The organism is Kribbella qitaiheensis, from assembly GCF_042657745.1.
Classification (GTDB): Bacteria; Actinomycetota; Actinomycetes; order Propionibacteriales; family Kribbellaceae; genus Kribbella; species Kribbella qitaiheensis.
On record NZ_JBHSKE010000045.1, the window covers coordinates 1 to 21,296 of the forward strand.

22 protein-coding genes, 1 tRNA gene and 2 pseudogenes are annotated in these 21,296 nt (G+C 67.5%); 10 read left to right on the top strand and 15 right to left on the bottom strand.

Annotated features, from left to right (window positions below; translation table 11 throughout):
- Positions 1 to 436: 436 nt before the first annotated feature.
- Positions 437 to 1,732, bottom strand: a complete 1,296-nt coding sequence (locus ACFPJ1_RS28150; RefSeq protein ID WP_380108454.1) for a hypothetical protein — start codon at positions 1,730 to 1,732, stop codon at positions 437 to 439.
- Positions 1,725 to 2,813 (bottom strand): IS630 family transposase, encoded by a 1,089-nt coding sequence (locus ACFPJ1_RS28155; RefSeq protein WP_380108455.1) that lies wholly within the window; start codon positions 2,811 to 2,813, stop codon positions 1,725 to 1,727. The genes ACFPJ1_RS28150 and ACFPJ1_RS28155 overlap by 8 nt, the downstream gene beginning before the upstream one ends.
- Before the next feature lie 309 nt (positions 2,814 to 3,122).
- Between ACFPJ1_RS28155 and ACFPJ1_RS28160 the strand changes: the two are divergent.
- Positions 3,123 to 3,599 (top strand): annotated as a pseudogene (locus tag ACFPJ1_RS28160) (recombinase family protein); the annotation flags it as partial.
- A 697-nt stretch (positions 3,600 to 4,296) separates the two neighbouring features.
- Here the strand turns inward: ACFPJ1_RS28160 and ACFPJ1_RS28165 are convergent.
- The 8 genes from ACFPJ1_RS28165 to ACFPJ1_RS28200 form a co-directional block, all read right to left on the bottom strand.
- Positions 4,297 to 4,372 (bottom strand) — tRNA-Ala (locus ACFPJ1_RS28165).
- Between the two features lie 158 nt (positions 4,373 to 4,530).
- Entirely contained in the window at positions 4,531 to 5,355 is an 825-nt protein-coding gene (gene sepX, locus ACFPJ1_RS28170; protein WP_380108457.1) for a divisome protein SepX/GlpR, read from the bottom strand.
- A gap of 98 nt (positions 5,356 to 5,453) precedes the next feature.
- Complete coding sequence (locus ACFPJ1_RS28175; protein ID WP_380108458.1) at positions 5,454 to 6,071, bottom strand: GNAT family N-acetyltransferase; 618 nt, start codon at positions 6,069 to 6,071, stop codon at positions 5,454 to 5,456.
- Entirely contained in the window at positions 6,071 to 6,559 is a 489-nt protein-coding gene (locus ACFPJ1_RS28180; protein WP_380108460.1) for a MogA/MoaB family molybdenum cofactor biosynthesis protein, read from the bottom strand. The genes ACFPJ1_RS28175 and ACFPJ1_RS28180 overlap by 1 nt, the downstream gene beginning before the upstream one ends.
- Entirely contained in the window at positions 6,556 to 7,038 is a 483-nt protein-coding gene (gene moaC, locus ACFPJ1_RS28185) for a cyclic pyranopterin monophosphate synthase MoaC (RefSeq protein ID WP_132288888.1), read from the bottom strand. The genes ACFPJ1_RS28180 and moaC overlap by 4 nt, the downstream gene beginning before the upstream one ends.
- Positions 7,035 to 8,261: a molybdotransferase-like divisome protein Glp gene (glp, locus tag ACFPJ1_RS28190; protein ID WP_380108462.1), complete on the bottom strand. Its 1,227-nt coding sequence runs from the start codon at positions 8,259 to 8,261 to the stop codon at positions 7,035 to 7,037. The genes moaC and glp overlap by 4 nt, the downstream gene beginning before the upstream one ends.
- Positions 8,258 to 8,737 (bottom strand): GNAT family N-acetyltransferase, encoded by a 480-nt coding sequence (locus ACFPJ1_RS28195; RefSeq protein WP_380108463.1) that lies wholly within the window; start codon positions 8,735 to 8,737, stop codon positions 8,258 to 8,260. Before ACFPJ1_RS28195 ends, glp begins: the two co-directional genes overlap by 4 nt.
- Positions 8,730 to 10,118, bottom strand: a complete 1,389-nt coding sequence (locus ACFPJ1_RS28200; protein WP_380108464.1) for a UTP--glucose-1-phosphate uridylyltransferase — start codon at positions 10,116 to 10,118, stop codon at positions 8,730 to 8,732. Before ACFPJ1_RS28200 ends, ACFPJ1_RS28195 begins: the two co-directional genes overlap by 8 nt.
- A 70-nt stretch (positions 10,119 to 10,188) precedes the next feature.
- Between ACFPJ1_RS28200 and ACFPJ1_RS28205 the strand changes: the two genes are divergently transcribed.
- Complete coding sequence (locus tag ACFPJ1_RS28205) at positions 10,189 to 10,749, top strand: 5-formyltetrahydrofolate cyclo-ligase (RefSeq protein WP_380108466.1); 561 nt, start codon at positions 10,189 to 10,191, stop codon at positions 10,747 to 10,749.
- Here ACFPJ1_RS28205 and ACFPJ1_RS28210 read toward each other — a convergent pair.
- Positions 10,746 to 13,274 carry a penicillin acylase family protein gene (locus ACFPJ1_RS28210; protein ID WP_380108468.1) on the bottom strand — a complete coding sequence of 843 codons (2,529 nt, stop codon included), beginning with the start codon at positions 13,272 to 13,274 and terminating at the stop codon, positions 10,746 to 10,748. The two genes, ACFPJ1_RS28205 and ACFPJ1_RS28210, sit on opposite strands and share 4 nt — an antisense overlap.
- Before the next feature lie 89 nt (positions 13,275 to 13,363).
- Here ACFPJ1_RS28210 and ACFPJ1_RS28215 point away from each other — a divergent pair, with 89 nt between their 5' ends.
- The 4 genes and pseudogenes from ACFPJ1_RS28215 (at position 13,364) to mscL (ending at position 15,538) form a co-directional block, all read left to right on the top strand.
- Positions 13,364 to 13,828 carry a DUF1203 domain-containing protein gene (locus ACFPJ1_RS28215; RefSeq protein ID WP_380108469.1) on the top strand — a complete coding sequence of 155 codons (465 nt, stop codon included), beginning with the start codon at positions 13,364 to 13,366 and terminating at the stop codon, positions 13,826 to 13,828.
- A gap of 97 nt (positions 13,829 to 13,925) precedes the next feature.
- Positions 13,926 to 14,204, top strand: a pseudogene (locus ACFPJ1_RS28220) (FmdB family zinc ribbon protein); the annotation flags it as partial.
- A 162-nt stretch (positions 14,205 to 14,366) separates the two neighbouring features.
- A complete protein-coding gene (locus tag ACFPJ1_RS28225) occupies positions 14,367 to 14,990 on the top strand; it encodes a CpaB family protein (RefSeq protein ID WP_380108472.1) in 624 nt (207 codons plus the stop codon).
- Positions 14,991 to 15,136: 146 nt separating this feature from the next.
- Positions 15,137 to 15,538 carry a large conductance mechanosensitive channel protein MscL gene (gene mscL / locus ACFPJ1_RS28230; protein WP_380108473.1) on the top strand — a complete coding sequence of 134 codons (402 nt, stop codon included), beginning with the start codon at positions 15,137 to 15,139 and terminating at the stop codon, positions 15,536 to 15,538.
- A 67-nt stretch (positions 15,539 to 15,605) separates the two neighbouring features.
- Here mscL and ACFPJ1_RS28235 read toward each other — a convergent pair whose 3' ends face one another.
- Genes ACFPJ1_RS28235 through ACFPJ1_RS28250 form a run of 4 tightly spaced genes read right to left on the bottom strand, consistent with a single transcriptional unit; the run spans position 15,606 to position 17,639 of the window.
- Positions 15,606 to 16,088 (bottom strand): GNAT family N-acetyltransferase, encoded by a 483-nt coding sequence (locus tag ACFPJ1_RS28235; RefSeq protein WP_380108474.1) that lies wholly within the window; start codon positions 16,086 to 16,088, stop codon positions 15,606 to 15,608.
- A 52-nt stretch (positions 16,089 to 16,140) separates the two neighbouring features.
- The gene (locus tag ACFPJ1_RS28240) at positions 16,141 to 16,710 is read right to left on the bottom strand and encodes an alpha/beta fold hydrolase (protein WP_380108476.1); all 570 of its coding nucleotides are present in this window, start codon (positions 16,708 to 16,710) and stop codon (positions 16,141 to 16,143) included.
- Positions 16,711 to 16,751: 41 nt separating this feature from the next.
- On the bottom strand, positions 16,752 to 16,895 hold the full coding sequence (locus ACFPJ1_RS28245; RefSeq protein ID WP_380108477.1) for a hypothetical protein: 144 nt from the start codon (positions 16,893 to 16,895) through the stop codon (positions 16,752 to 16,754).
- A 60-nt stretch (positions 16,896 to 16,955) separates the two neighbouring features.
- The gene (locus ACFPJ1_RS28250) at positions 16,956 to 17,639 is read right to left on the bottom strand and encodes a hypothetical protein (protein WP_380108478.1); all 684 of its coding nucleotides are present in this window, start codon (positions 17,637 to 17,639) and stop codon (positions 16,956 to 16,958) included.
- Positions 17,640 to 17,882: 243 nt separating this feature from the next.
- Here ACFPJ1_RS28250 and ACFPJ1_RS28255 point away from each other — a divergent pair, with 243 nt between their 5' ends.
- From ACFPJ1_RS28255 to ACFPJ1_RS28270, 4 genes are all read left to right on the top strand, one after another.
- Positions 17,883 to 18,446 carry a hypothetical protein gene (locus tag ACFPJ1_RS28255; RefSeq protein WP_380108480.1) on the top strand — a complete coding sequence of 188 codons (564 nt, stop codon included), beginning with the start codon at positions 17,883 to 17,885 and terminating at the stop codon, positions 18,444 to 18,446.
- Between the two features lie 184 nt (positions 18,447 to 18,630).
- Positions 18,631 to 19,986 (top strand): alpha/beta hydrolase, encoded by a 1,356-nt coding sequence (locus tag ACFPJ1_RS28260; protein WP_380108482.1) that lies wholly within the window; start codon positions 18,631 to 18,633, stop codon positions 19,984 to 19,986.
- Between the two features lie 92 nt (positions 19,987 to 20,078).
- Positions 20,079 to 20,573, top strand: a complete 495-nt coding sequence (locus ACFPJ1_RS28265; protein WP_380108483.1) for a SigE family RNA polymerase sigma factor — start codon at positions 20,079 to 20,081, stop codon at positions 20,571 to 20,573.
- Positions 20,570 to 21,169: an META domain-containing protein gene (locus ACFPJ1_RS28270; protein WP_380108484.1), complete on the top strand. Its 600-nt coding sequence runs from the start codon at positions 20,570 to 20,572 to the stop codon at positions 21,167 to 21,169. Before ACFPJ1_RS28265 ends, ACFPJ1_RS28270 begins: the two co-directional genes overlap by 4 nt.
- Positions 21,170 to 21,296 lie beyond the last annotated feature (127 nt).

Sequence of the window (21,296 nt, forward strand, 5' to 3'; positions counted from 1 at the left end):
ACCTCGGCCTCGACGTCCTCGCCAAGTCCCGACTCGCCCTCATCGAGACCACACAGGAGACCACCACAGACACCGACATCCCGGCGCTCAGCGCCTAACCAACCAGAGGATCACGCGACACAACCGCTACACCACCCCGCTGGACTTGACCCACCGCGCTCAACCGGTCTGGGCAGATCCCCAGTGGCTAGATGAGCACGGCGTCGGACAGTGGACTGAGATCCCCTTGTGGCGGATGCCCGAAGGTACGTGGCGGGTCGACGGCCGGCGTGCGGCAGGGGCTGGCCTCGTATGTCGACCTCTCGCAGACACGCTGCGAGACTTCAAGTCGGCACTGGATCGGGACGGCCTAGTCGAGCACCCACGGCAAGCCGATCACGGCATGCGGCCAGAGCGAGAATCGGAACTACTCGCCGCTTGGGACAAGGCCCAAGCGTCAGGCACTCGGTAGCGCCAAACGAGAAACCGCCTCGGCGTTGAAGACCTCGATCTGATCTCGCAGGTCGACGGCTTCAGACGTCTCGCGCCAGTCCCGACCAGTGAGGCGCCGAGCGAGTTGCTCCATGCGTCCCGTTATGCCGTGTCGGCGATGCGGCGCGGGAATCGGCCACACAGTGTCGAGAGCGTCAACACTTGCGTCGAGCCGTCCGGCCAGGAGCTCGGCCGTTGCCAGATCAACCTGTGCACGGGCTGGTTCTAACCCGCCCAGCGGATCCTCAGACACGAGAGCGATCGCGTCGCTGATCCGGGTCACGGCCGATTCACCTTGGCCGACCGTCAGAAGCGCGGTGCCCGCGCAGGCGGCGTGGCGGCTAGCACCCCAGCCGAACTCACCGCCCTTTGCGCCGTACAACTCGTTGTCTCGCGGCTGTTCCATCTCGACGTCCGCCAGGCGCAAAGACTCCTTCACCTGATCCGGACGCCCAAGCTCTGCCCACGCCCGTGCCTCGATTGCTCGCAGTCGCGCCGTCGAAACACCAGCCGGTGCGTTGTCGATGCTGCTCGCGATGAGGTCGATCGCCCGACGACTCTGTCCGCGCCAGTTGGCGATGAGCGCCTGCGTGCCCCGCGACCACGCTTCTAGGTCAGCGTCCCCGATCAGCTCGGCGTAGGTTCGCGCCGAGCGGGCTTGTTCTTCGGCGGCATCCCACCGTGCCAAGTCGAATGCGACGACCGAGAGCAGCCCGCATGCTTGTCCTGCTACCTGGTAGAGCTCGCTGGTCTGTGCGGGACGTCTGGTCTTGTCGAGCAACAGGTACGCGACGTTGCGAATATGCCGAGCTTCGGTTAGCAACTGCAACGGGGGTTTGGTTTGGTAACCGCGGGCGAGTTCTAGGACTGACTCTTGGAGCAACGAAATGTCGTCCGAGTCAACAGTGCCGGCGATTCGGGCTGCGTGTTCAAAACTCTCGTGGGCGGCCATGACTGCCGCTGCCTCCAACGATTCGACGTCAACGGATAGGCCGGGCGCGGCCGTTCCGCTGCGGTGCTCGAACTCAGACAACTCTTGCGGCGAGCCAAGCAAAACCTCGAAACGGTGACCCCAGAACGCTTCAGCAACGCGCTGCGCGACCGGCCTCGCTTGACCGACATCGCCACGCATCCACCGCGCCAGCTGGCGCGGCGACAACGACTCATGCATCTGCTGTGCCCGGACCTCAAACGCCCGGCAGGTCTCTTCGACCGTCCATGGTCCCTCGTGGACGATCTGCTCTAGTGCCTCGTCAAGCAACGTTGGGTAGGTAATCGGGTCGGCGGATCTTGGAGTCGATGGCGAAGTGTCGTTTGGGTTGGGCGCGTTTGTTGTGCCAGCGGACGTAGCCGGCGATCGCGGTCTCCTGGGCGGTGTGGCTTTGGTAGTCGCTGCCGTCGAGGGTGAAGTAGCGCAGGGCGGTGAACTCGCACTCGATCCAGTTCAACCAGGACGCGTTGCTCGGGGTGAACACCAGCTCGACCCCGTTGAGGTCGCACCAGTCGACGACCTCGGCCTTCTTGTGCGGCGAGTAGTTGTCACACACGATGTAGAGCTTCCCGGCCGGGAACCGGGCGCGGAGTCGTTTGAGGAAGGCGAGGAACTCGGTGAAGCGTTTGCGGTCGCGGAACCGGTAGAACATCTGCCCGGTGGCCAGGTCCAGCGCGGCGAACATGTGCCGCACCCCGCCGGTCCGGTTGTACGTGGCGCGCGGCCGCGCCGGGCGTCGGGTGGGGAACCATCCCCGGCCGGGGCGGGGCTGGAGGTTCAACGGGCCGAACTCGTCGGCGCAGATCACCCGGGCGTCGGCCGGTGGATGGTCGTACAGGTCGAGGACACGGGCCATCTTCGCCGCGAAGTCGAGGTCCCGGCTGGCCTTCCAGGTCTTGGTCGCCTGCCACCTGATACCGGCCTTGCGGAGGATCTGGCGCACCGACTCGACACTGATGGTGATCTTCTTTGCCTCGGCCAGGTACTCGACCAGCTTGGACAGGCTCCACGTCGTGAACGGGCGGCCGAGCTTGGTCGGCGGGGTCTTGGCGACCCGGCAGACCGTCTCACGAACCGGGGGGCCGAACCTCGGCGGACGGCCCCCGCTCCATTTTGGGTCCAGCGCCGCGAACCCCTGTTCGTTGAACGCGTGGATCACCTCCCGCGCGTACTGCGGCTTCATCGCGAACATCGCCGCCGCCTCCGCGGCGCTCCGACCCTGAACCGACGCCAGCACGATCCCGGCCCGGCGAAGCCGCACCCGATCCTTCGTGGTCCGCGTGATCTTCACCAGACGCTGCGCTTCCTCCGGTTCCAGCGAACGGACGAACACCTCAGGCTGTCGAGCCATCACCACCTCCGCCAGCAAGCCTCCACACCCACCGCCGAACCGGTCAACCCGACACGGGTTACGACCCCAACCTTTCTGGACGAGGCACTAGACCAGCTCGGCGTCAAGCTGGTGTCGGCGCGAGAAGACTTCGGCGACGGCATCATGGCACGAGCCATGGAGGGCTTCACCGACATCATGAACGATGTCCAGAACAAGCTCTCCGGCCAAGACATCAGCATGAAGATGCTGCACAAAGCCAAGAACGGCGGCACCGTAGGCAGAGCACGCCTCGGCTACCTCAACACCCGGATCGACATGGACGGCCGCATGGTCAACAGCATCGACATCGATCCCGAGCGAGGACCGCTCGTGAAACTTGCCTTCGAGTACTACGCAACGGGGAAGTACTCGATCGAGCACCTGTACGAGACGATGGAAGACCTCGGCCTTCGTACGCGGCCATCCACCAGACACCCAAGACTCCAGCCGGTATCGACGAGCAAACTCCACCGGATGCTGCGCGATCCCTACTACGTGGGGCTCTTGCCGTACAAAGGCGAGATCCACAAGGGAAACCACGACCCCTTGATCAGCAAGCAGCTATTCGATCAACTCCAAGATGCCCTAGAGGCGCGAAGTGGATCAGGACAGCGCGACCGCGTGCTTGATCACTACCTGAACGGGCTCCTCTTCTGCGGACGTTGTCACAACGGCGGCCGCATCTCTCGCCTCATCTACACAGAGGCAACTGGCAGAAGTGGCAACCGCTACAGCTACTTCCTTTGCCGTGGGCGACAAGAAGGCATCTGCGACCTCCCCCACCTGCACGCTGAGACGATCGAACGCGCGATCCTCGACCACTACACCGAGCTCCAGATTGCTGAGGAGTACATCGAACAGATCGCAACCCAGCTTCGAGCCGTTATGGACGAGGAACAGACCACTGTCTTGCTCACGCACAAGCGGCTCCAAAAGCAACTCAAAGATCTCGACACACGAGAGGAACGACTGCTGGATCTCGTCGAGTCGGGCGACCTACCACGGTCCAAGATCGCAGAACGACTCGGCAAGATCCGCATCGATCGAGCGAGTGCCGAAGATCGATTGGAGCGAACCACCCAACATCTCGTCGAAGGCGCTGAAGTGCTGCGGCAGTACCTTGAGCTACTCCGGGATCCCCAGGAGTTGTACAGGCGGACGACCGACGAAGTGCGCAGACTACTAACTGAAGCCTTCTACACCCGGCTCTACTGTGACGAACACGGCCTGGTGACCGACGAACGCCAACCACCGGTCGACGATCTTCACCGGTTCGCCCAATACCTGCGATCGACGCCGCCAGATGGCCCTGAGACGGCCGCACAGACCCAACGGGGCACCGAGACCCCGACAACACAAAAGACGCCCAGTGCGGACACTGGGCGTCTTCGGATCGTTACCGGGACGGACCGGCTCGATTCCGCCAGCGATTATTTCGCCGTCGGTTCGAGTAAGACCGTCCTGGTGGAGCTGAGGGGATTCGAACCCCTGGCCTCCTCGTTGCGAACGAGGCGCGCTACCAACTGCGCCACAGCCCCAGGTTGTCACGGTGGTGCCTTGCGACCGCGAAACTCTAACACGCAGATGGTCGCTCTCTGAAACTGGGCCCGCCTGCGTCCCGAGGGCACGTGGCGGGTCCGGAAAGCCGCGAGCCGACCGGCCCGGGAGGGCGGTCAGCTCGTGGGTGGTGGGTGGGTCAGTCGCCTACGGCTCGGCGGATTTCGGGTTGTTCGACGGGGGCCGGGGCCGGTTCGGGGACGACGGGACGGGACTCGAGGTCGGGGTCCGCGGTACGGGCTGAGGAGAAGACTTCTGGGCCGGACAGGCTGATGGTGCGGACGGACCGGTCGGGGGCCTTTTCCTTCATCACGTACGTCGGCAGGGTCACCGGGACTGGGTCCCACAGGCCTTCCGGCGGCTCCGGCTTCTTCTCCACGACGAGCTGCTCGGGCGCGACCGGGAGCTTGACCTCGATCGTCATCTCGTGGTCCGGGGACGACGCCGGGGCTGTTGCCGGGCCGCGGTCGTGGTGGGCCTCGGCGCGGGCACGGCGTTCGGCGGCCAGGGCGACGCGCTCGCGGGCCTGGCGACGGAGCTGGACCCGGGTGAGTACGACGAAGGTGACGATCAGCGTGGCCGGGATCGCGACGGTCCACCAGAGCAGCATGCCCAGGCCGGCCAGCGCGGTCACCGACAACAGTGAAAGGGTCAGGATCGACAGCACCCGCCGGCGGCGCATAGCGGCCACCCGGCGGGCTCGGTTCGGAACGTATCGCGTCGGCGGCGATGGATCAGCCGTGACCGCTTCATCCGTGGTACCGGGCGCCGACGGAGGTCGTACTACGTAGCGCGCGCGAGCCTGGACGTCGGTCTGCCGCGACAGCACGCGGGCAGCCGACGACGAGTACATCTCCGCCGAGCGGCGCCTGCTCACCTCGTCGTTGCGCTTCAAAAGCATCGGGACGAGGTAGGCAGCCCACGCGGCGACGATCGCCACATAGATCAGCCCTGTCGTCCCCATGCGACGACGCTAAGACCAGGGGAGGGTCAGTTCCGGTACGTGCGCCGGTGTGTCGCAAGAAGACTCGTGTGACTGGTGTGAATAAGCACGCAGGGTGATCAGCGCAGGCGCGCTACCAGACCAGGGCCTACTTCCTCGGCGTTGAGGGCGAAGATCCGGTGGTCGCGCCACTCCCCGTCGATGTGCAGGAAGCGCGGCCGGTCGCCTTCATAGCGGAAGCCCAGCTTCTCCACGACTCGCAAACTCGCCTTGTTCTCGGGACGAATGGCTACCTCGATGCGGTGCAGACCGAGGTTGAACCAGCAGTGGTCGGCCGCCATCGCGACAGCCGTCGGCACGATCCCGCGGCCCGCGTACTGCTCGTCCACCCAGTAGCCGAGGTTGGCCCAGCGCGCCGAGCCATAGGTGATCCCCGACACCGTCAACTGCCCGACCAGGGGCCGCTTGGCGCGACTCCCCGCAGCGGCGGCGCCGGCGTACGTGATGACGAAGGGGAGCATCCGGCCGTAGCGGGCTTGGCGGTTCCAGTCGCGAGCCATGGAACGGAAGGTGCGCGCGCCGTCTTCGGCGCCGGGCGGTTGGGTGGCGTCCCAGGGGCGGAGCCAGCTGATGTTGCGTTGCCGGGCGGCGCTCCACTCGGCGCCGTCCGAGGCCTTCAGCGGTCGAAGGCCGACCTGCCCGTGTTGGAGTTCCACGGGCCAGTGCACGACGGCCATCAGTCCTGGTCCGTCCTCGGATGGTCTCCGCCGTGCACCTGTTCGACCGCATGGCGCAGGAGCGGCTCCAGTACGACGAGCCCGTCCTTCACGCCGCCCCGCGAACCAGGGAGGTTCACGATCACCGTCTTGCCGGCCACACCGGCCATACCGCGGGACAGCGAAGCGGTAGGCACTCCCTGGGCTACTCCATAAGCACGGATGGCCTCGGCGATACCAGGGATCTCCAGCTCGAGCACGGCCCTCGTACGCTCCGGTGTCTCGTCCGTAGGCGAGATCCCGGTGCCGCCGGTGGTCACCACCACGTCGTACGACGCTGCGACTGCCGCGACCAAGGCTTCTCCGACAGGAGCGCCATCGGGCACTACCTGGGGGCCGTCGACGGCGAAACCCCACGAGGACAGGCGTTCCGCGATCAGTGGGCCGGTGGTGTCCTCGTAGACACCGGCGGCGGCGCGGTTCGAGATGCTGACGACAAGGGCTCTCACGGCCGCTCCCAGTGCCCGGTCTTACCGCCTTCTTTCAGCTCCACCCGTACGTCGGACAGCACGGCCGCCGGGTCGAGCGCCTTCACCATGTCGATGACGGCGAGTCCGGCCACGGCCACGGCGGTCAGGGCCTCCATCTCCACCCCGGTCCGATCGGTGGTCTTCACGGCGGCGACGATCAGTACTGCGTCGTCGGCCACCTCCAGGTCGACCTTCGCGCCGGTGATCGCAATCGGGTGACACAGCGGGACCAGGTCGGGCGTCCGCTTCGCTCCCATGATCCCGGCGATCCGGGCGACCGCCAGCGCGTCGCCCTTCGGCACGCCTTCACCGCGCAGCGCGGCGACCACCTCGGCCGAGACATAGACCTTGCCTGAGGCAACTGCCCGGCGGGCACTGGTGTCCTTGGCCGAGACGTCGACCATCCGCGCGGCACCGGTGGCGTCCACATGGGTCAGCCCACCAGCTGATTCCGTCATCCGGTCTCCTCGTCCAGCAGCCAGAGCTCCGCCTGGTCGCCGGCCCGGACGGCGGTGACGTCCTCGGGCACCACGATCAGCGCGTTCGAGCGGCTCAACCCGCCGAGCAGGTGCGAGCCGTGGCCGCCGACTGTACTGGCCATCCACCCCTCGTCGCCGGAGGTGGCCGCGGCGCGCACGAACTGTCGCCGCCCCGGCGGTGAGGTGAAGGCGTCCATCACCACTCCCTGGACGGCCTGGCGGCGGTACGGCATCGCCCCCATCAGCTTGCGCAGCGCCGGCCGGACGAACACCTCGAAGGACACGTACGCCGACACCGGGTTGCCCGGCAGCGTGAAGATCGGCACCTCGTCGTCGCCCATCACGCCGAACCCCTGCGGCTTGCCCGGCTGCATCGCGACCTCGGGGAAGTCGATCGTGCCGAGCTTGGTCAGCACTTCCTTCACCACGTCATACACGCCCTTGCTGACGCCACCGGAGGTGATCACCAGGTCTGCCCGGACCAACTGGTCCGACAGCGTGTCCATGATCTTCTTCGGGTCGTCGTCGACGATGCCGACCCGGTAGACCACCGCGCCCGCCTGGCGAGCCGCCGCGGCCAGCGTGTAGCTGTTGGAGTCGTAGATCTGCCCCTCGCCCAGCCGGGAGCCCGGTTCGCGGAGCTCAGCGCCGGTGGACACGATGACCACCCGGGGCCGCGGCCGGACCTTGACCCGGGCCCGGCCGACCGCCGCGAGTACTGCGATCTGCCGCGGGCCCAGCACGGTGTCGGCGTCCATCACCTTGTCACCCGCCCGCAGGTCCTCGCCGGCCCACCGTACGGACGCTCCCAGCGCGGGGGTCTGCGTGATCCGGACCGTGGCGGCTCCCCCGTCGGTCCACTCGACCGGTACGACGCTGTCGGCGCCGCGGGGCATCGGCGCGCCCGTCATGATCCGTACGCAGGTGCCGCCTGTCACCACGATCGGCTCACTCCGCCCGGCGGCGATCTCGCCGACCACGGGCAGGGTGATGGGGTTCTCCTGGGAGGCACCGGCCAGATCGGCCGCTTGGACGGCGTACCCGTCCATGGCCGAGTTGTCGAAGCCCGGCAGGCTCACGGGCGAGAAGACGTCCTCGCACAGCACCAGCCCGAGCGCCTCCATCAGCGGCTGCTCGAACGGCGGCAGCGGGCTCACCCGGCCGAGTACAACTTCCAGATGCTCGTCAACGCTCCGTCTCACCCAGAAGACTCTAGTCGTTCCGGGTGGGCGCCCCAGACCATGCGTACGTCAGGCACCCGCTCCTCGTTGGCAGCCCCGTCGGTACGCCGTACCTCGGTGAACCCGTGTCGCTGGTAGAACACCTGGGCCCGGGTGTTGCTCTGGAACGTCCACAGAGCGAGTCCGCCCGGCCGGAGGTCCTTCGCGAGGTCCACGAGCGTCGAGCCGACTCCCTTCCCCGCTACCTTCGGTTCGACGTACAGCTGGTCCAGGTCGTCACCGTCGAGCGTGAGGACGGCGACGATCCGCCCGTCGTCCACTGCGACCCAGGTCTGTCCGTCGGGCAGCAGCACGTCGGCGAACCACCCGCGCACCTGCTCCTCGCTGTGGATCGCCGGCGGCAACTGCGATCCCACCGCGTGCCGCGAACGCCACCAGACGCCGGCTGCCTCGTCCGTGTCGTACGGCTCGAGCGGCCGGATCCAGACGTCATCCACGAAGCTCGGTCCCGTCGGCGATCACCTTCCGCCGGCCGGCCGGAGCCTCGACCTCGACGTCCCCGACGACGACCACGTCCTTGCCGAAGGCAACATCACCGCGGACCTCGAGCCGGTCGGCCCGGACCAGGGACGGCGGCCCGGCCTCGAACCGCGCCTCGAAGTCGGCCAGGATCTTGAAGTACTCCGGGTCCAGATCGACGTACGGGTCGTCGCCCTCGTGCGTGGTGGTCAGGTCACCGGCTTCGTCGAGCTCGTACACGTCGGAGCGCAGTACCAGCAGGTCGTTCGTGGTCTTCACCGGCTTGAACCGGCTGCGGTCCACGATCACCGCCTGGGACCCCTCGAACGTCTCGATCGCGGTGCCCATCCCGGTCTCCAACTGGATCACCTTCGGCGAGTCCGGGTCGGCCGGGTCGAGCGTCTTGTGGTTCACGATGATCGGCAGGCCGAGGATGCCGTCGTGGCCGTCCATCAGCTCGGCCAGCCGGTCCAGGTCGATCCACAGATTGTTGGTGTTGAACGTCTTGTGCCGGGTGACGTCCTGGAAGGACCTGGTGTCGTCGGGGTGCACCTGCGCGCTGTCGCGCAGGATCAGCCGGCCGTCGGACTTCCGGACCGCGACGTGGCCGCCCTTGCGGTCCGAGCGGGTCCGGCGGCAGACCTCCATCCCGAACGGCACGTCGTGCTCGGCCATCCAGGCGGCGATCCGACCGTCCGGGGTGGCGCCGAGGTTGTCCGCGTTCGAGATGAACGCGTGCCGGAAGCCCCTCTCGCGCAGCGCGTCGAGCGTGCCGGACGCGACCAGCGCGGTGAAGAGGTCGCCGTGCCCCGGCGGGCACCAGGCGAGCTCGGGATCGGCGGGCCACTCGGCCGGGGTCAGGTCGTCCTCGAGGAGCTTGGGCTCCATGTTCTGCAGGAAGTCCAGCGGCAACCCGTCGACCGGGAGGTCGGGGTACTCGCTCAGCACCGCGAGGGACTCCTCCTTGGTGCGGAAGGAGTTCATCAGCACCAGCGGAAGGTCGACGCCGTAGGTCTTGCGGGTGCTGAGGATCTGCCGCGCGATGATGTCGAGGAAGCTCAGCCCGTCCTTGACCGGGAGCGCCGACTTCGGCCCGGTGACGCCCATCCCGGTGCCGAGGCCGCCGTTCAGCTTGATCACCACGGTCTCGGCGAGCGCGGCCCGCATCGAGTCCGCGTCGGTGTCCAGGTTTTCGAGGTGCGGCAGCTCCCCCACCGGCTCGATGTCGTCCTCGCGGATCGTGCCCTGCTGGCCCGACTCGAGCAACCGGTAGTAGTGCGAGAAGACCTTGATCGCGGCATCCGCTGCCCCCGCGGCGCGCATCTTCTCCTGGGCCTGCCGAAGTCCTGCCTCACTCATGTCCCAACACTAGGGGACTGAGTGCAAAGGCGACGTTAACTGCGTCACTCCCGGTCCGTAGGATCACTCTGTGTTCTCCCCCAAGGCCGCCCTCCGCCAGCAACTGCTGGCCGCACGCCGGGCATCGGCCATCGCCTCAGGCCAAGGGCTACTCGCTGTAGCGCGCGAGCAGGCCGAGGTCGTCGCGGCCCGCCGGATCGCGCTGTACCTCTCGATGAGCCCAGAACCGCAGACCGGGCCACTGATCGACTGGTTGCTCGCCTCCGGCCGCGAGGTTCTGCTCCCGGTTCTGTACGCCGACAACGACCTCGGCTGGGGTCTGGCCCCGGGCGCGGCCGACCTGGTGCCTGGGCGGCTCGGGCTGTCGGAGCCGCCGATGGACCTGGGCGCCGACGCGATCACCAGTGCGGAACTGGTGATCTGCCCCGCGCTGGCGGTGGACCTCAGCGGAGTACGGCTGGGTCGTGGAGGTGGTTCGTACGACCGCGCGCTGGCCCGCGTCTCCCCCGGTACGCCGCTTTGGGCCGTCGTACACGAGCGGGAGATCCTTGATTCCCTACCGTCCGATCCACACGACCGGCCGGTCCACGCGGCTCTGACGCCGTCCCGACTCGTCCGCCTCGGCGCTTAACCTTCCGGTCTGGTGAAGGTGAGGGTGTGCTGGCGGGTGGCCTCGACGGCGCCCTTGGTGAACGCCCACGGCAGGGTCTCGCCGCGCGCCCAGAGGTCCGTCTGGTCGACGTAGTTCTCGGTGAACGCGTGCCCGGAGACGCCGGTCAGGTTGATCCAGCGGGACTTGTCGAAGTCGGACAGGTCGACCACCATCCGCATCGACGGGGTCGCGGTCACGGTGTAGCCGTCGGCCGCGTCCCAAGCGGTCGCGTCGACCGTGGACGAGCCGCCGCCCAACTCCCACGGGCCTCGGTTGAACAGCTTGTCCACCAGGCCGATGCCCGACTTGCCCAGCGTCTGGTTCGTCAGGGTCAGCTTGTGCAGCCGCCCCCACTGCCATTGCGAGGGGTCCCGCGCCATCTTCGTGGTGATCTCGGCGCGACCGTCGATCAGCGCCTCGCGCAGGATGTCGTCGCGGTTCTCCCGCTGCGGCGTGGTCGTGTTGTCCCACCAAGAACTGTTCGGCTGCGACATCAGCGTGCGGACGACCTCGAACCAGCGCGAGCCGCCGTCCGGCCAGGTCGCCTCCGGCAACTGGTCGTGGAAGGTCAGCGCGAGCAGGTTGCGCCAGACGATGTTGAAGTACGCCGCCGGCGCCGAGTCCGCCGGCTGGGTGAAGTCCCAGCCGCGCAAGGTGTCCTGGCCCTGCTTGTCGAAGTCGTCGTCGATCCCGATCTGCAGCAGGTACGGCACCAGCAGTTCGGCGTTGCGGTTCTTCGTGTCCAGCTGGATCGACGCCATCGCGTTGGCGTCGAGCTTGCCCGCCGCGCGGATCCGGTCGAGGATCTGCTGCGACCGGTAGCCGTAGTCCCAGTCGTTGGTCAGGTAGTACGGGTACGACTTCGGTACGACGGCCTGGTTCGCCGTCACGATCACCCCGTCGGCCGGGTCGAACTCGGTGGGCATCGCCTGGAACGGGATGTAGCCCTTCCAGTGGTACCGCGGGTCCCAGCCCGGCGCCGGCCAGTCGCCGATGCCGAGGTTGCGGATCGGGATCCGGCCGGGCGCCTGGTAGCCGATGTGGCCCTCGCGGTCGGCGTACACGAGGTTCTGCGAGGGCACCTCGAACAGGGTCGCGGCCGCGCGGAACGCCTTCCAGCTCTGGGCCCGGTTGAGCGCGAAGATCGCGTCAGCGGTGCGGCCCGGGGTGAGCGCGGTCCACTGGATCGCGACCCCATACGGCTGCGGGTTCTTGTCCTTCGCGGCGAGCTTGCCGGCCTCGCGCTCGTCCTCGCCGACGTCGGAGATGATCGGCCCGTGCCGGGACTCCCGGACGGTGATCGTCTCCTCCTTGTCCTCGCCGGCCACCTTGAAGGTCTCTTTCCGGGTCTTCAGCGGTTCGACCCGGTTGTTGTAGACGACACCGTCGCCGCTGAACTTCTCCAGGTACAGATCCGTCACGTCGGGGTCGAGGTTGGTGAAGCCCCACGAGATCGCCCCGTTGTGCCCGATCACCACCCCGGGCAGGCCGGAGAAGCTGAACCCGGACACGTCGTACGGGCAGCGGGCGGTCACCTGGTTGCAGTGCAGGCCGACCTGCGTCCAGATACCCGGCATGGTCGCGCCGAGGTGCGGGTCGTTGGCGAGCAGCGGCTTGCCGGTGGTGGTGTGCTCACCGGACACGACCCACGAGTTCGAGCCGATGCCGTCGCCGCGACCGAGCAGTTGCGGCAGCCCCCTGGCGACCTTCTCCACCGAGTCGAGCGACTTCAGCAGGTCCTTGGTGAGCATGCCGCGCCTGGCCACGGACTCCACCGGACTGGTGGTGAACTGCCCGTCCTGGTCCACGGCCGCGGTCGACAGGATCGGCTCGTTCCGGTCGTACGGGTACGGCGGGTAGAGGCTCGCGATGTTGCGGGCGGGGAACGACGCGGCCAGCTTGGTCCGGGCGATCTCCTCGTCCATGTTGCCGCCGAGGTCCCACGCCATCGCCTTCAGCCAGGCGAGCGAGTCCGCCGCGGTCCACGGCTCGGGGCGATAGTCCGTACCCTTCAGCGACAGTACGGCGTACTCGAGGCTGAGGCCGGAGCCGGAGTGGGTGTTCAGGTACGCGTTGACGCCGCGCGCGTAGTCGTCGAGGTACTGCCGGGTCGCCGGCGTGAGCAGGCCGAGCTCCTTCTCCGCGACCCGGCGCCAGCCGAGCGTGCGGATGAACTTGTCCGTCTCGAGCGCGTCCTTGCCGAACAGCTCGGCCAGCCGCCCGGAGGTGACGTGGCGGCGGAAGTCCATCTCGAAGAAGCGGTCCTGCGAGGCGACGTAGCCCTGCGCGGCGAACAGGTCGCCGGGTTTGTCCGCGTAGATCTGCGGGATGCCGTTGGCGTCGCGGACCACCTCCACGTCCGCGTCGAGACCCGGCAGCTCCACCGTTCCGTCGTACGTGGGGAAGGAGTGACGGACCACGAAGATCCCGGTGCCGGCCACCACCAGAAGCAGGGCGGTGAGCACAATTCCGGACAGGATGATGACCCTCAGCAGGCGACGCACGGACCAAACTTAGAGAATGCCGCCCCGCACCCCAAATGCTGATCCCGGCTGACCCCTCACAGAACCGGCCGGATCGGCGTTCTACGGGCATGACTGAGCTCGAGTTCGTTCCTGTCCCGCCGGCCGACCTGGACCGGATCCGTTGCAACGGCCACGACGACTTCGGCAACCCGTTGGTGGTGAGATCGGCCGGCGCCGGCGCTCCCCTGCGCTGCTGCCTGACGCTCTCCCGCGACGGTGACCAGGTCGCGCTGATCGCTTACCGCCCGTCGTCCCTCGGCGGCCCGTACGCCGAGGTCGGCCCGGTGTTCGTGCACGCCGACGAGTGCCCCGGGTACTCCGGATCGTCGTTCCCGGCGGACTTCGCCGACCGACGTGCGGTACTGCGCCCGTACGACGCGGCCGGGCTGATGCTGGACGGCGTGCTCGCCGAGCCGGGTGAGAGTGAGGGGGAACTGAAGCGGCTCTTCGACGATCCTTCGGTGGCGGTGGTCCAGGTGCGGAACGTGATCGCCGGGTGCTGGAACTTCTCCGTGAGGCGCCAGGTGGCCTAGACCACAAACTGCGGGCCCGAAGTTGGAATACTTCGGGCCCGTGGCGCATTATTAGCAGTCGAGTAGTAGGAGTGCCAGAAGCCTGAAGGGGAATCACGTGCCGACGTACCAGTACCAGTGCACCGAGTGCGGCAACTCGCTCGAGGTTCGCCAGAGCTTCACCGACGACGCGCTGACGGTGTGCCCGTCCTGCGAGGGGACGCTGCGCAAGGTCTTCAACGCGGTCGGCGTCGTCTTCAAGGGCTCGGGCTTCTACCGCACCGACAGCCGCTCATCCGGCACCTCGACAGTGCCTGCCAAGAGCGAGTCGGCTTCTTCTTCTTCGTCCTCGTCGGACTCCGGATCTTCGTCCTCCGGCGGTTCCTCGTCGGGTGGATCTTCTTCGGGCAGCTCGTCATCGGGCGCCTCGTCTTCGAATGGCTCGTCTTCGAACGGGTCGTCGTCGAGCAGCAAGAGCAGCGCCGCCTGATCCTGCCGGCCTGAAATCCCCTTGTGGACAACGGGGATCAGGCCTTCGAAGGCTCGTACCTTCTCTGGCATGAGCCGAACGAATTCTCTACTGCGCGATGTCCTGAAGGCCGCCCGCTGGCACCGCCGGCTACTCGCCGGGTTGTCCGCCGCGGCTGCTGTCTACTTCGGGCTGGTCGCCCTGTCCCCTGCCCCTCCTCCTACCGTCGCCGTCCTCGGCGCCGCCCGCGATCTGCCTGGCGGAGCGAGACCGGCCGCGGCTGACCTACGAACGCTGCAACTCCCTGCGCCAGTCGTGCCCTCCGGCGCTCTACGCCCCGGAGCCGAGGTCGCCAAACGCGTTCTCGCCGGCCCTGTGCGCTCAGGCGAACCGCTGACTGACGCGCGCTTCCTATCCCCCAGCGCCTTCGCCGGCGACCTGCTCGCCTATCCCCTGCGCCTCGACGATGCCGAGATCGTCTCGCTCCTCCACGTCGGCGACCGAATAGACCTGTACGCCGCGACCAGTACCGCCGCGGACTCCGCCAACCAGTTGGCCCGAGCCGTCGCGGTGGTCGCCCTGCCCTCCAGGTCTGCTGCCAGTAGTTCGGGCGCGCTGGTGGTGATCGCGGCCCGCTCCGACGTCGTCAGCCGCGTCGCCCAAGCGACCGCGAACACCCGGATCACCGTCGCACTGACTCCCGACACGAGTTAGCGGCAGCCGTTCTTGCGCCGGATGATCACGTGTCGGACACGCCCGACGGCGATCCGTAGCCGTGCGGCGCGGTAGCCCGCCTGACCCCTGCGATGGTCCTACCTTTTGCGGGTACTGACCGCCGCGGGTCCAGTGGGCCCCGCATCGTGGAGGCAACAGAAATGCTCAAGGGCTTCAAAGAGTTCATCATGCGGGGCAACGTCGTCGACCTGGCCGTCGCGGTCGTCATCGGCGCCGCGTTCGGCAGGATCGTCACCGCCCTGGTCGACGGCCTGATCAACCCGCTCGTCGCCGCGATCTTCGGCGAGCCGGACCTCACCGGGGTCGGCAACTTCACCATCAACGAGGCCCAGTTCAGCATCGGGCTGATCCTGCAGGAGATCATCAACTTCCTGTTCGTCGCCGCCGCGATCTACTTCGTCATCGTCTTGCCGCTGAACAAGCTCAACGAGCGCCGCAGGCGCGGGGAGGAGCCGGAGGCCGACACCCTCACCACCGACCAGGAACTGCTGACCGAGATCCGCGACGCCCTGCGCGCCCGGAGCTGAGCCGCCACCGCCTGGGCCGGGGTGCGGAGCAGGTCCCGAGTCGTCGGTCCAGGCGGTTTTGCGGTCTCTACGGCTTGGTGGGGTACTGGAGCCAGGCGTAGTCGATCGGCTGAGGTGCGTGCCACTCGGCGACGAGAGCCTCGTCGACCGGAGTGAAGCCGACGCGCAGATAGGTGCGGATCGCCGGCTCGTTGTCAGGACGCACCCGAAGGAAGAGATCCGCGTACCCCGCATCCAGGGCCGGAACGAGCAAAGCCCGAACGAACTCCGTCCCGATCCCCTTCCCCCGAAACTCCGGAGCGACGATGATCCTGGCCAGTTCGACCTCGTCCTCGTCGTCATCGAGCCACAGTTCGCCGTACGCGATCGGGTTCTCCCCGTCGAAGTACAAGTAGGCACGAATGTCGTCGGCGACCTTCCGCCAACTGGTCATCAGCTCAGCCGGGAACGGAAACTCATTCCGCCCGGAGAGCAGCGACACCTCCTGCGCCGAGCTCGCCCACCCCGCCACCAAAGCCGAGTGCTCACCCTCGAACGCCCGCAACTCCATCACGAACTCCCCTCCGACACCTTGACCACCCACTACGCCCGGCGAACCCCGATCAGTTCACGAAGGACGCCAGTGTCGCGACCAACTCGTCCCGATGCGGCGGGAAATCCGGAGTGGGCGGCTCCGGGCAGCCAGACAACTCCCGGCCTCCGGGAATCAGCGTCAGCAATGCGTCGACTGTCTTCCGCTGATGCGATGGATTCTCCGGCACCGAGGGCAACACGGCCACCGGGATTCCAAGCCCGGCCAGCTCGGAATCCTTCACACCACGCAAGGTCTCCGCACGGAGCAATCCCTTGAGCACGATCTCGGAGGCTCCGCGCTCTAGCAATCCCGTCTGGGTCCGGATGTCCACCAAGGTGTCCCCACCCGTCGCCGGCCACGCCAGGACAAGCCGTTCGACTACTTGTGGATACGCCAGCGCCAGCAGCGCAGCCACCGTGCAGCCGTTGGACGCCCCGACGACCGTGACTGGCTCTGAAGGAAGGCGTGCCCCGAGCTCGACGACCTCTTGATCCCACCCGCTGGGGAACCGTGGGCGATCAGGCGCCAGGACCGTGAGGCCGTGCGATTCCAGGCCCGCCACGATCCCCGGAGTACGCCAGAAATGTTCTGCATCCATGGAGTCCCACAGACCGCCATGGACCAGGAAGAGCGAGGCCATCACTGGTGGTGGGGCGGGACCTCGCGGAGGATGCGTTCGTCGTCATCGTTGTGGTCGGAGCCGCTCTCGCCCCAGCCGCGCGGGTCGTCGTCGCTGGTCTGGTCGGGCAGCAGCGGCTCGTCGTCTTCGTACGGGCTCGTCATGCCTGCAAGATTACGCGAGCCGCCTGATCAGTCCGGCTGCGCAATCAGTCCGGAGGGGAATCAGTCCTGGCCGGGAATTCGCGGCAGGTCCTGCTGCTGACCCTCCAACTGACCCTGCGCCTGGCTCTCGGGCAACTGTTGGGGCGCGGTCGCCCCCTGGACCAACGGCGCGATCCCGGGCTCCGTCTGCCAGCGGTCGCCGAGCACGGTCCAGGCAGTCAGGACGGAGAGGGTCGGCATCGGAAGTCCACCGAGCCGCAGTGGTTCCGCGTTCTGGAAGCCGAAGGTGAGGGTCCAGTTCGCCGGATCGGGATAGAACTCCTGCACCGCGGTGTAGTAGAAGCTCAGCCAGCCGCGCGCCGGCAGATGGCACATCAGCCGGTAGTTCGTCGCGATCAGCGGCACTTCCTGCAGATCGCGCCAGAGCAGTTGCATGTCCCGGCGGGCCGCTGCCTTCTTGCTGGCGTTCACGGCGGCGGTCGCGGCCATCAGTCCGAGGACCATGCCGGGCCGACCGAAGTAGACACCACCGGTGGTCGAGTACCGCCCGCTCCCGCCGTACAGCCGCGCGTAGTGCACGGACGTCTGCAGATAGGCGGTCTCCCCGGGCTCCAGGACGATCCCGTACAGCGTGAGGGGTTGCGGAGTGTTGCCGCCCATCAGCCAGCGCGCCCAGTCCTGACCCAACTGCCACTCTTCGCGTTCTCTGCGAGCGAGTTCGGTGGCGTTCTTCCTCTTGCCCACGTCCGTCCTTTCTCCGGTTGCCCGGCAGATCATCCCATTCCAGCGGTCGGTACAGTCCGCGCGCGTTACAGATCTGCCACTTTTGGCACTCGATTCGCCTCGTGACCTGATAGACGCCCCACCGTGACAGTTCTGCCACGACCAGTGAGATCTGCCTCGATCATGATGGGGCCTTGCCCAACCCGGAAGGACCGAGTCGTGAGTGCATCAAGGACACGGGGCCTCATCGGAGCGTCGATCGTCGTGGCAGTTCTCGGACTCACCGCCGCCTGCGGTAACGAGGACTCCAGCGGATCCGCCGCCCAGCCCAGCGAAACGCCGACCACCCCCGGCACCCCGCCAACTCTGCCCACCCCCTCCCCCAGCGGTACGCCGAGCATGGACTGCCCGGAGACCATCGCCGCCGTCCGCGCGTCCGTCGAGAAGACCGTCTGGGGCAAGGGATCGGCCAAGTCGCTGTTCCAGGCCGTCAGCGTGACGATCTGCCAGTACGACGCGCAGGCGACCGGCCAGGACTACGCCACTGTCACGACCAAGCGGAACGGCAAGCAGGCCACCGAGCTCTTCGCCCTGGTGAACAGCGCGAAGCCGGTCACCAACAAGCCGAACATGTGCACCAAGGAACTGGGCCCCACGTACGTCCTGCGGTTCACCGACAACGACCGCGGCGTGCTCTCGTACACGGCCGAGGCATTCGGCTGTCGACGGCTGGTGGCGACGTCCCTGGAGGGCCAGGGCAAGCCCGGCGAACTCGCGTCGCCGCGGCAGGTCTCGCCCGAACTGGTGAAGTCGCTCGGCCTGCGCTGACCCTGCCCCGGACGCGCCCCCCGAAGCCGTCCGGGCCGGGGTCACCCACCCACGTTGCGGGTCACCTCTGGGTCGACCCGCAAGGTGGGTGGCAAGGTGCCTCAGGCATGGCCGGTGACGGGACCCTTGCCACTGCCTCGCGTTGGCTGCACGCTGATCGGCATAACCCGCTCCGGGAGGCCGAATGCGGCTGGTGCGACTGGCCGTCGCTCTGCTGGTGATCAGCACGTCCGCTGCCTGCGCGGGCCCGGCAGACAGCCCATCACCCGCCTGCGCCGGAACCCCCGGCTTCACCTGTACGACGCTGCGCGTGCCGCTGGATCACCGCAAGCCTTCGGGCCCGATGCTGGAACTCGCCGTAGCTGCGGCCGACAACGTCGATGCCCCGCGCGGCGTGCTCCTGATGCTCACAGGAGGCCCGGGCCAACCTGGTGTCTCTCTGCTCGCGCGGGTTCGCAACTACCTGGACCCGGCGGTCCTGCGCGAGTACAGGCTCGTCATGTTCGACCAGCGCGGCACCGGCTCCACCGGCATCGACTGCCCCGAGCTCCAGACGGCTATCGGCGGCTCGGACTTCCTGACTCCCCCGGCTGATGCCGTGGCTGCCTGCGCCAGGAAACTCGGCTCCAGCAAGGACTTCTACGGAACACCCGACACGGTCGAGGACACCGAAGACCTGCGCCAGTTCCTGAAGCAGGACAAGCTCACGCTCAACGGCACGTCATACGGAAGCTTCACCGCAGCGCAGTACGGGCTCCGCTACCCCAGCCACGTGCGGTCGCTCGTACTCGACTCCGTGGTGCCGCACGGCGGTATAGACCCGTTCGGCGTCGACTTGATGGCCGCCACCGGCACAGTGCTCGCCGCCTCCTGCCGCCACGACCCCGCCTGTACTACGGACCCGGTGGCTGATCTGGCCTGGTTGGTGCGGCACGGCCAGATCGACGGCTCCCCGCTCAACGGGACCGCGCTGATGGAGTCGCTGTCGATCCTGAGCCTGAACTCGGTCAACCCATCGTTCGAGGGCATCGCGAAGGTGCTCAACGACGCGCGCTCCGGCGATACCGCCGCGCTCAAGGAACTCTTCCAGCAGGCGACCAGTCGAGGCGCGGCCTTCGACGAACTCTCGGCCGGCCTCCACCTCGCCACCTTGTGCTCGGACCTCCGCTTCCCCTGGGGCGACTCCGCCACCCCACTCGCTTCCCGCCCCGCCGCCCTGGAGTCCGCAGTACGGCGTCTCGACCCGGCCCGGCTCTCTCCGTACGACGTCCGCACCGCGCGCAACCAGATGATGATCGAGGGGTGCCTGCGGTGGACGTCGCGCGCTTCGGAGTACCCGGCCGGACAGGTGCTGACCCCGCGCACGCTGATCCTGCAGGGCGGCAACGACCTGTTCTGCCCGCCGGAATGGGCCACTTGGACGAAGGACCACGCTCGCGAGGCGCGACTGGTCGTCGTACCGGGCAGTGGGCACGGAGTACAGGGCAGCCGTTCGGACACGACCGGGCGGGACCAGGTCAAGGCGTTCCTGCTGGGGTGAGACGCAACTGTGCGTGAATCTCTGCAGCACCCTGGGTAGCTCACTGCGTCTACTAGGTGTGAGGTGTTGTACGTCCAGTTGGGGAGTTGCGAGTGGAGTTCGAGGAGTACGCGTCCGCACGCGGGCAGGAACTGGTGCGTCTCGGGTTCACCGTCTCCGGCGACTACCAGCGAGCCGAGGACCTGGCCCAGATCGCGCTGATGCAGGCGTTCCGGGCCTGGCGCAAGGTGCAGCGGGCGGACGACCCGCACAACTACGTGCGGCGGATCCTGATCAACTCCTACCTGTCGATGACGCGCCGGCGGTCCTTCACCGAGGCCCCGGCGGCCGAGCTCGACACCGACACCACGGTGCCCGACCCCGCCACCGACATCGTGAACTCCGACGACCTCTGGCGGGCCCTCGCCAGGTTGTCGGCCCGGGAAAGGGTCGTCCTGGTGCTGCGCTACTACCAGGACATGGACGACCGGACGATCGCCGACCTGCTCGGCATCAAGCCGTCCTCCGTCCGCGCGACCGCGAGCAGAGCGCTCGCCGCGCTGCGGAAATCGAGGCAGTCCCACCGTGTTGATGAGAGGTTGTCGTGAGTAAGACAGAGCTCGAGGAAGACCTGCGCGCCACTTTCGAACGCGCCGCTGCTTCCGTGCCCCTGGCTCCCGATCTAGCCAGCCGCGTGACCACCGGCGTCCGGCGAGCCCAGCGCCGTACGTGGCTCGCCGCCGGCGCTGCCGCCGCGGCGGTGGCCGTGATCGCGGGCGTCGCGTTCAGCCTGAACGGGTCGTCGCCCGCACCGGTTGCAGGGAGCCCGAGCGCGGCTGCCACCACACCTGCCGCGACGACGCCCGTCACAACCATGCAGACCTTGGCCGGCAGTTGGCGGCCGGTCCGGCTGGACGGGTTCACCGCCCTCAAGGCGGCTCGCCCGGACGACCCGATCCTGACCTTCAACTCCGACGGCACATGGACCGGCTCCGACGGCTGCAACGGGCTCCAGGGCACGTTCACCATCGGCCAGCGCGGCGAGTTCACCGCCCGCATCGGCGCTCAGCGCCTGGTCGGCTGCGACAACGTGCCGCACACGGCGATCCTGCAGGCGGCGAAGCGGATCGTGAGCAACCAGACGACGCTGCAGTTCTTCGCCGGCGACGGGCTTGAAGTTGCGAGATACGCTCGCGCACGGTAGTCAAATTTGCTTGCGTACGGTGATCGGCTATTGACTATGAGCGGTCCTGACCGGACGATTCACGGAGGCCGTCCACCGATTGGGGAGCTTTGTGCGACTCTCAGCTACCGTCCCCCTGCTCGCTCTT

Excerpts from the sequence above, each read along its gene's own strand:
- ACFPJ1_RS28175 (WP_380108458.1), bottom strand. The coding sequence starts at position 6,071 with ATGGCCGTCGTGCACTGGCCCGTGGAACTCCAACACGGGCAGGTCGGC.
- ACFPJ1_RS28240 (WP_380108476.1), bottom strand. The coding sequence starts at position 16,710 with ATGGATGCAGAACATTTCTGGCGTACTCCGGGGATCGTGGCGGGCCTG.
- ACFPJ1_RS28200 (WP_380108464.1), bottom strand. The coding sequence starts at position 10,118 with ATGAGTGAGGCAGGACTTCGGCAGGCCCAGGAGAAGATGCGCGCCGCG.
- ACFPJ1_RS28245 (WP_380108477.1), bottom strand. The coding sequence starts at position 16,895 with ATGACGAGCCCGTACGAAGACGACGAGCCGCTGCTGCCCGACCAGACC.
- ACFPJ1_RS28260 (WP_380108482.1), top strand. The coding sequence starts at position 18,631 with ATGCGGCTGGTGCGACTGGCCGTCGCTCTGCTGGTGATCAGCACGTCC.
- moaC (WP_132288888.1), bottom strand. The coding sequence starts at position 7,038 with ATGACGGAATCAGCTGGTGGGCTGACCCATGTGGACGCCACCGGTGCC.
- ACFPJ1_RS28215 (WP_380108469.1), top strand. The coding sequence starts at position 13,364 with ATGACTGAGCTCGAGTTCGTTCCTGTCCCGCCGGCCGACCTGGACCGG.
- ACFPJ1_RS28235 (WP_380108474.1), bottom strand. The coding sequence starts at position 16,088 with ATGGAGTTGCGGGCGTTCGAGGGTGAGCACTCGGCTTTGGTGGCGGGG.
- ACFPJ1_RS28155 (WP_380108455.1), bottom strand. The coding sequence starts at position 2,813 with ATGGCTCGACAGCCTGAGGTGTTCGTCCGTTCGCTGGAACCGGAGGAA.
- sepX (WP_380108457.1), bottom strand. The coding sequence starts at position 5,355 with ATGGGGACGACAGGGCTGATCTATGTGGCGATCGTCGCCGCGTGGGCT.
- ACFPJ1_RS28225 (WP_380108472.1), top strand. The coding sequence starts at position 14,367 with ATGAGCCGAACGAATTCTCTACTGCGCGATGTCCTGAAGGCCGCCCGC.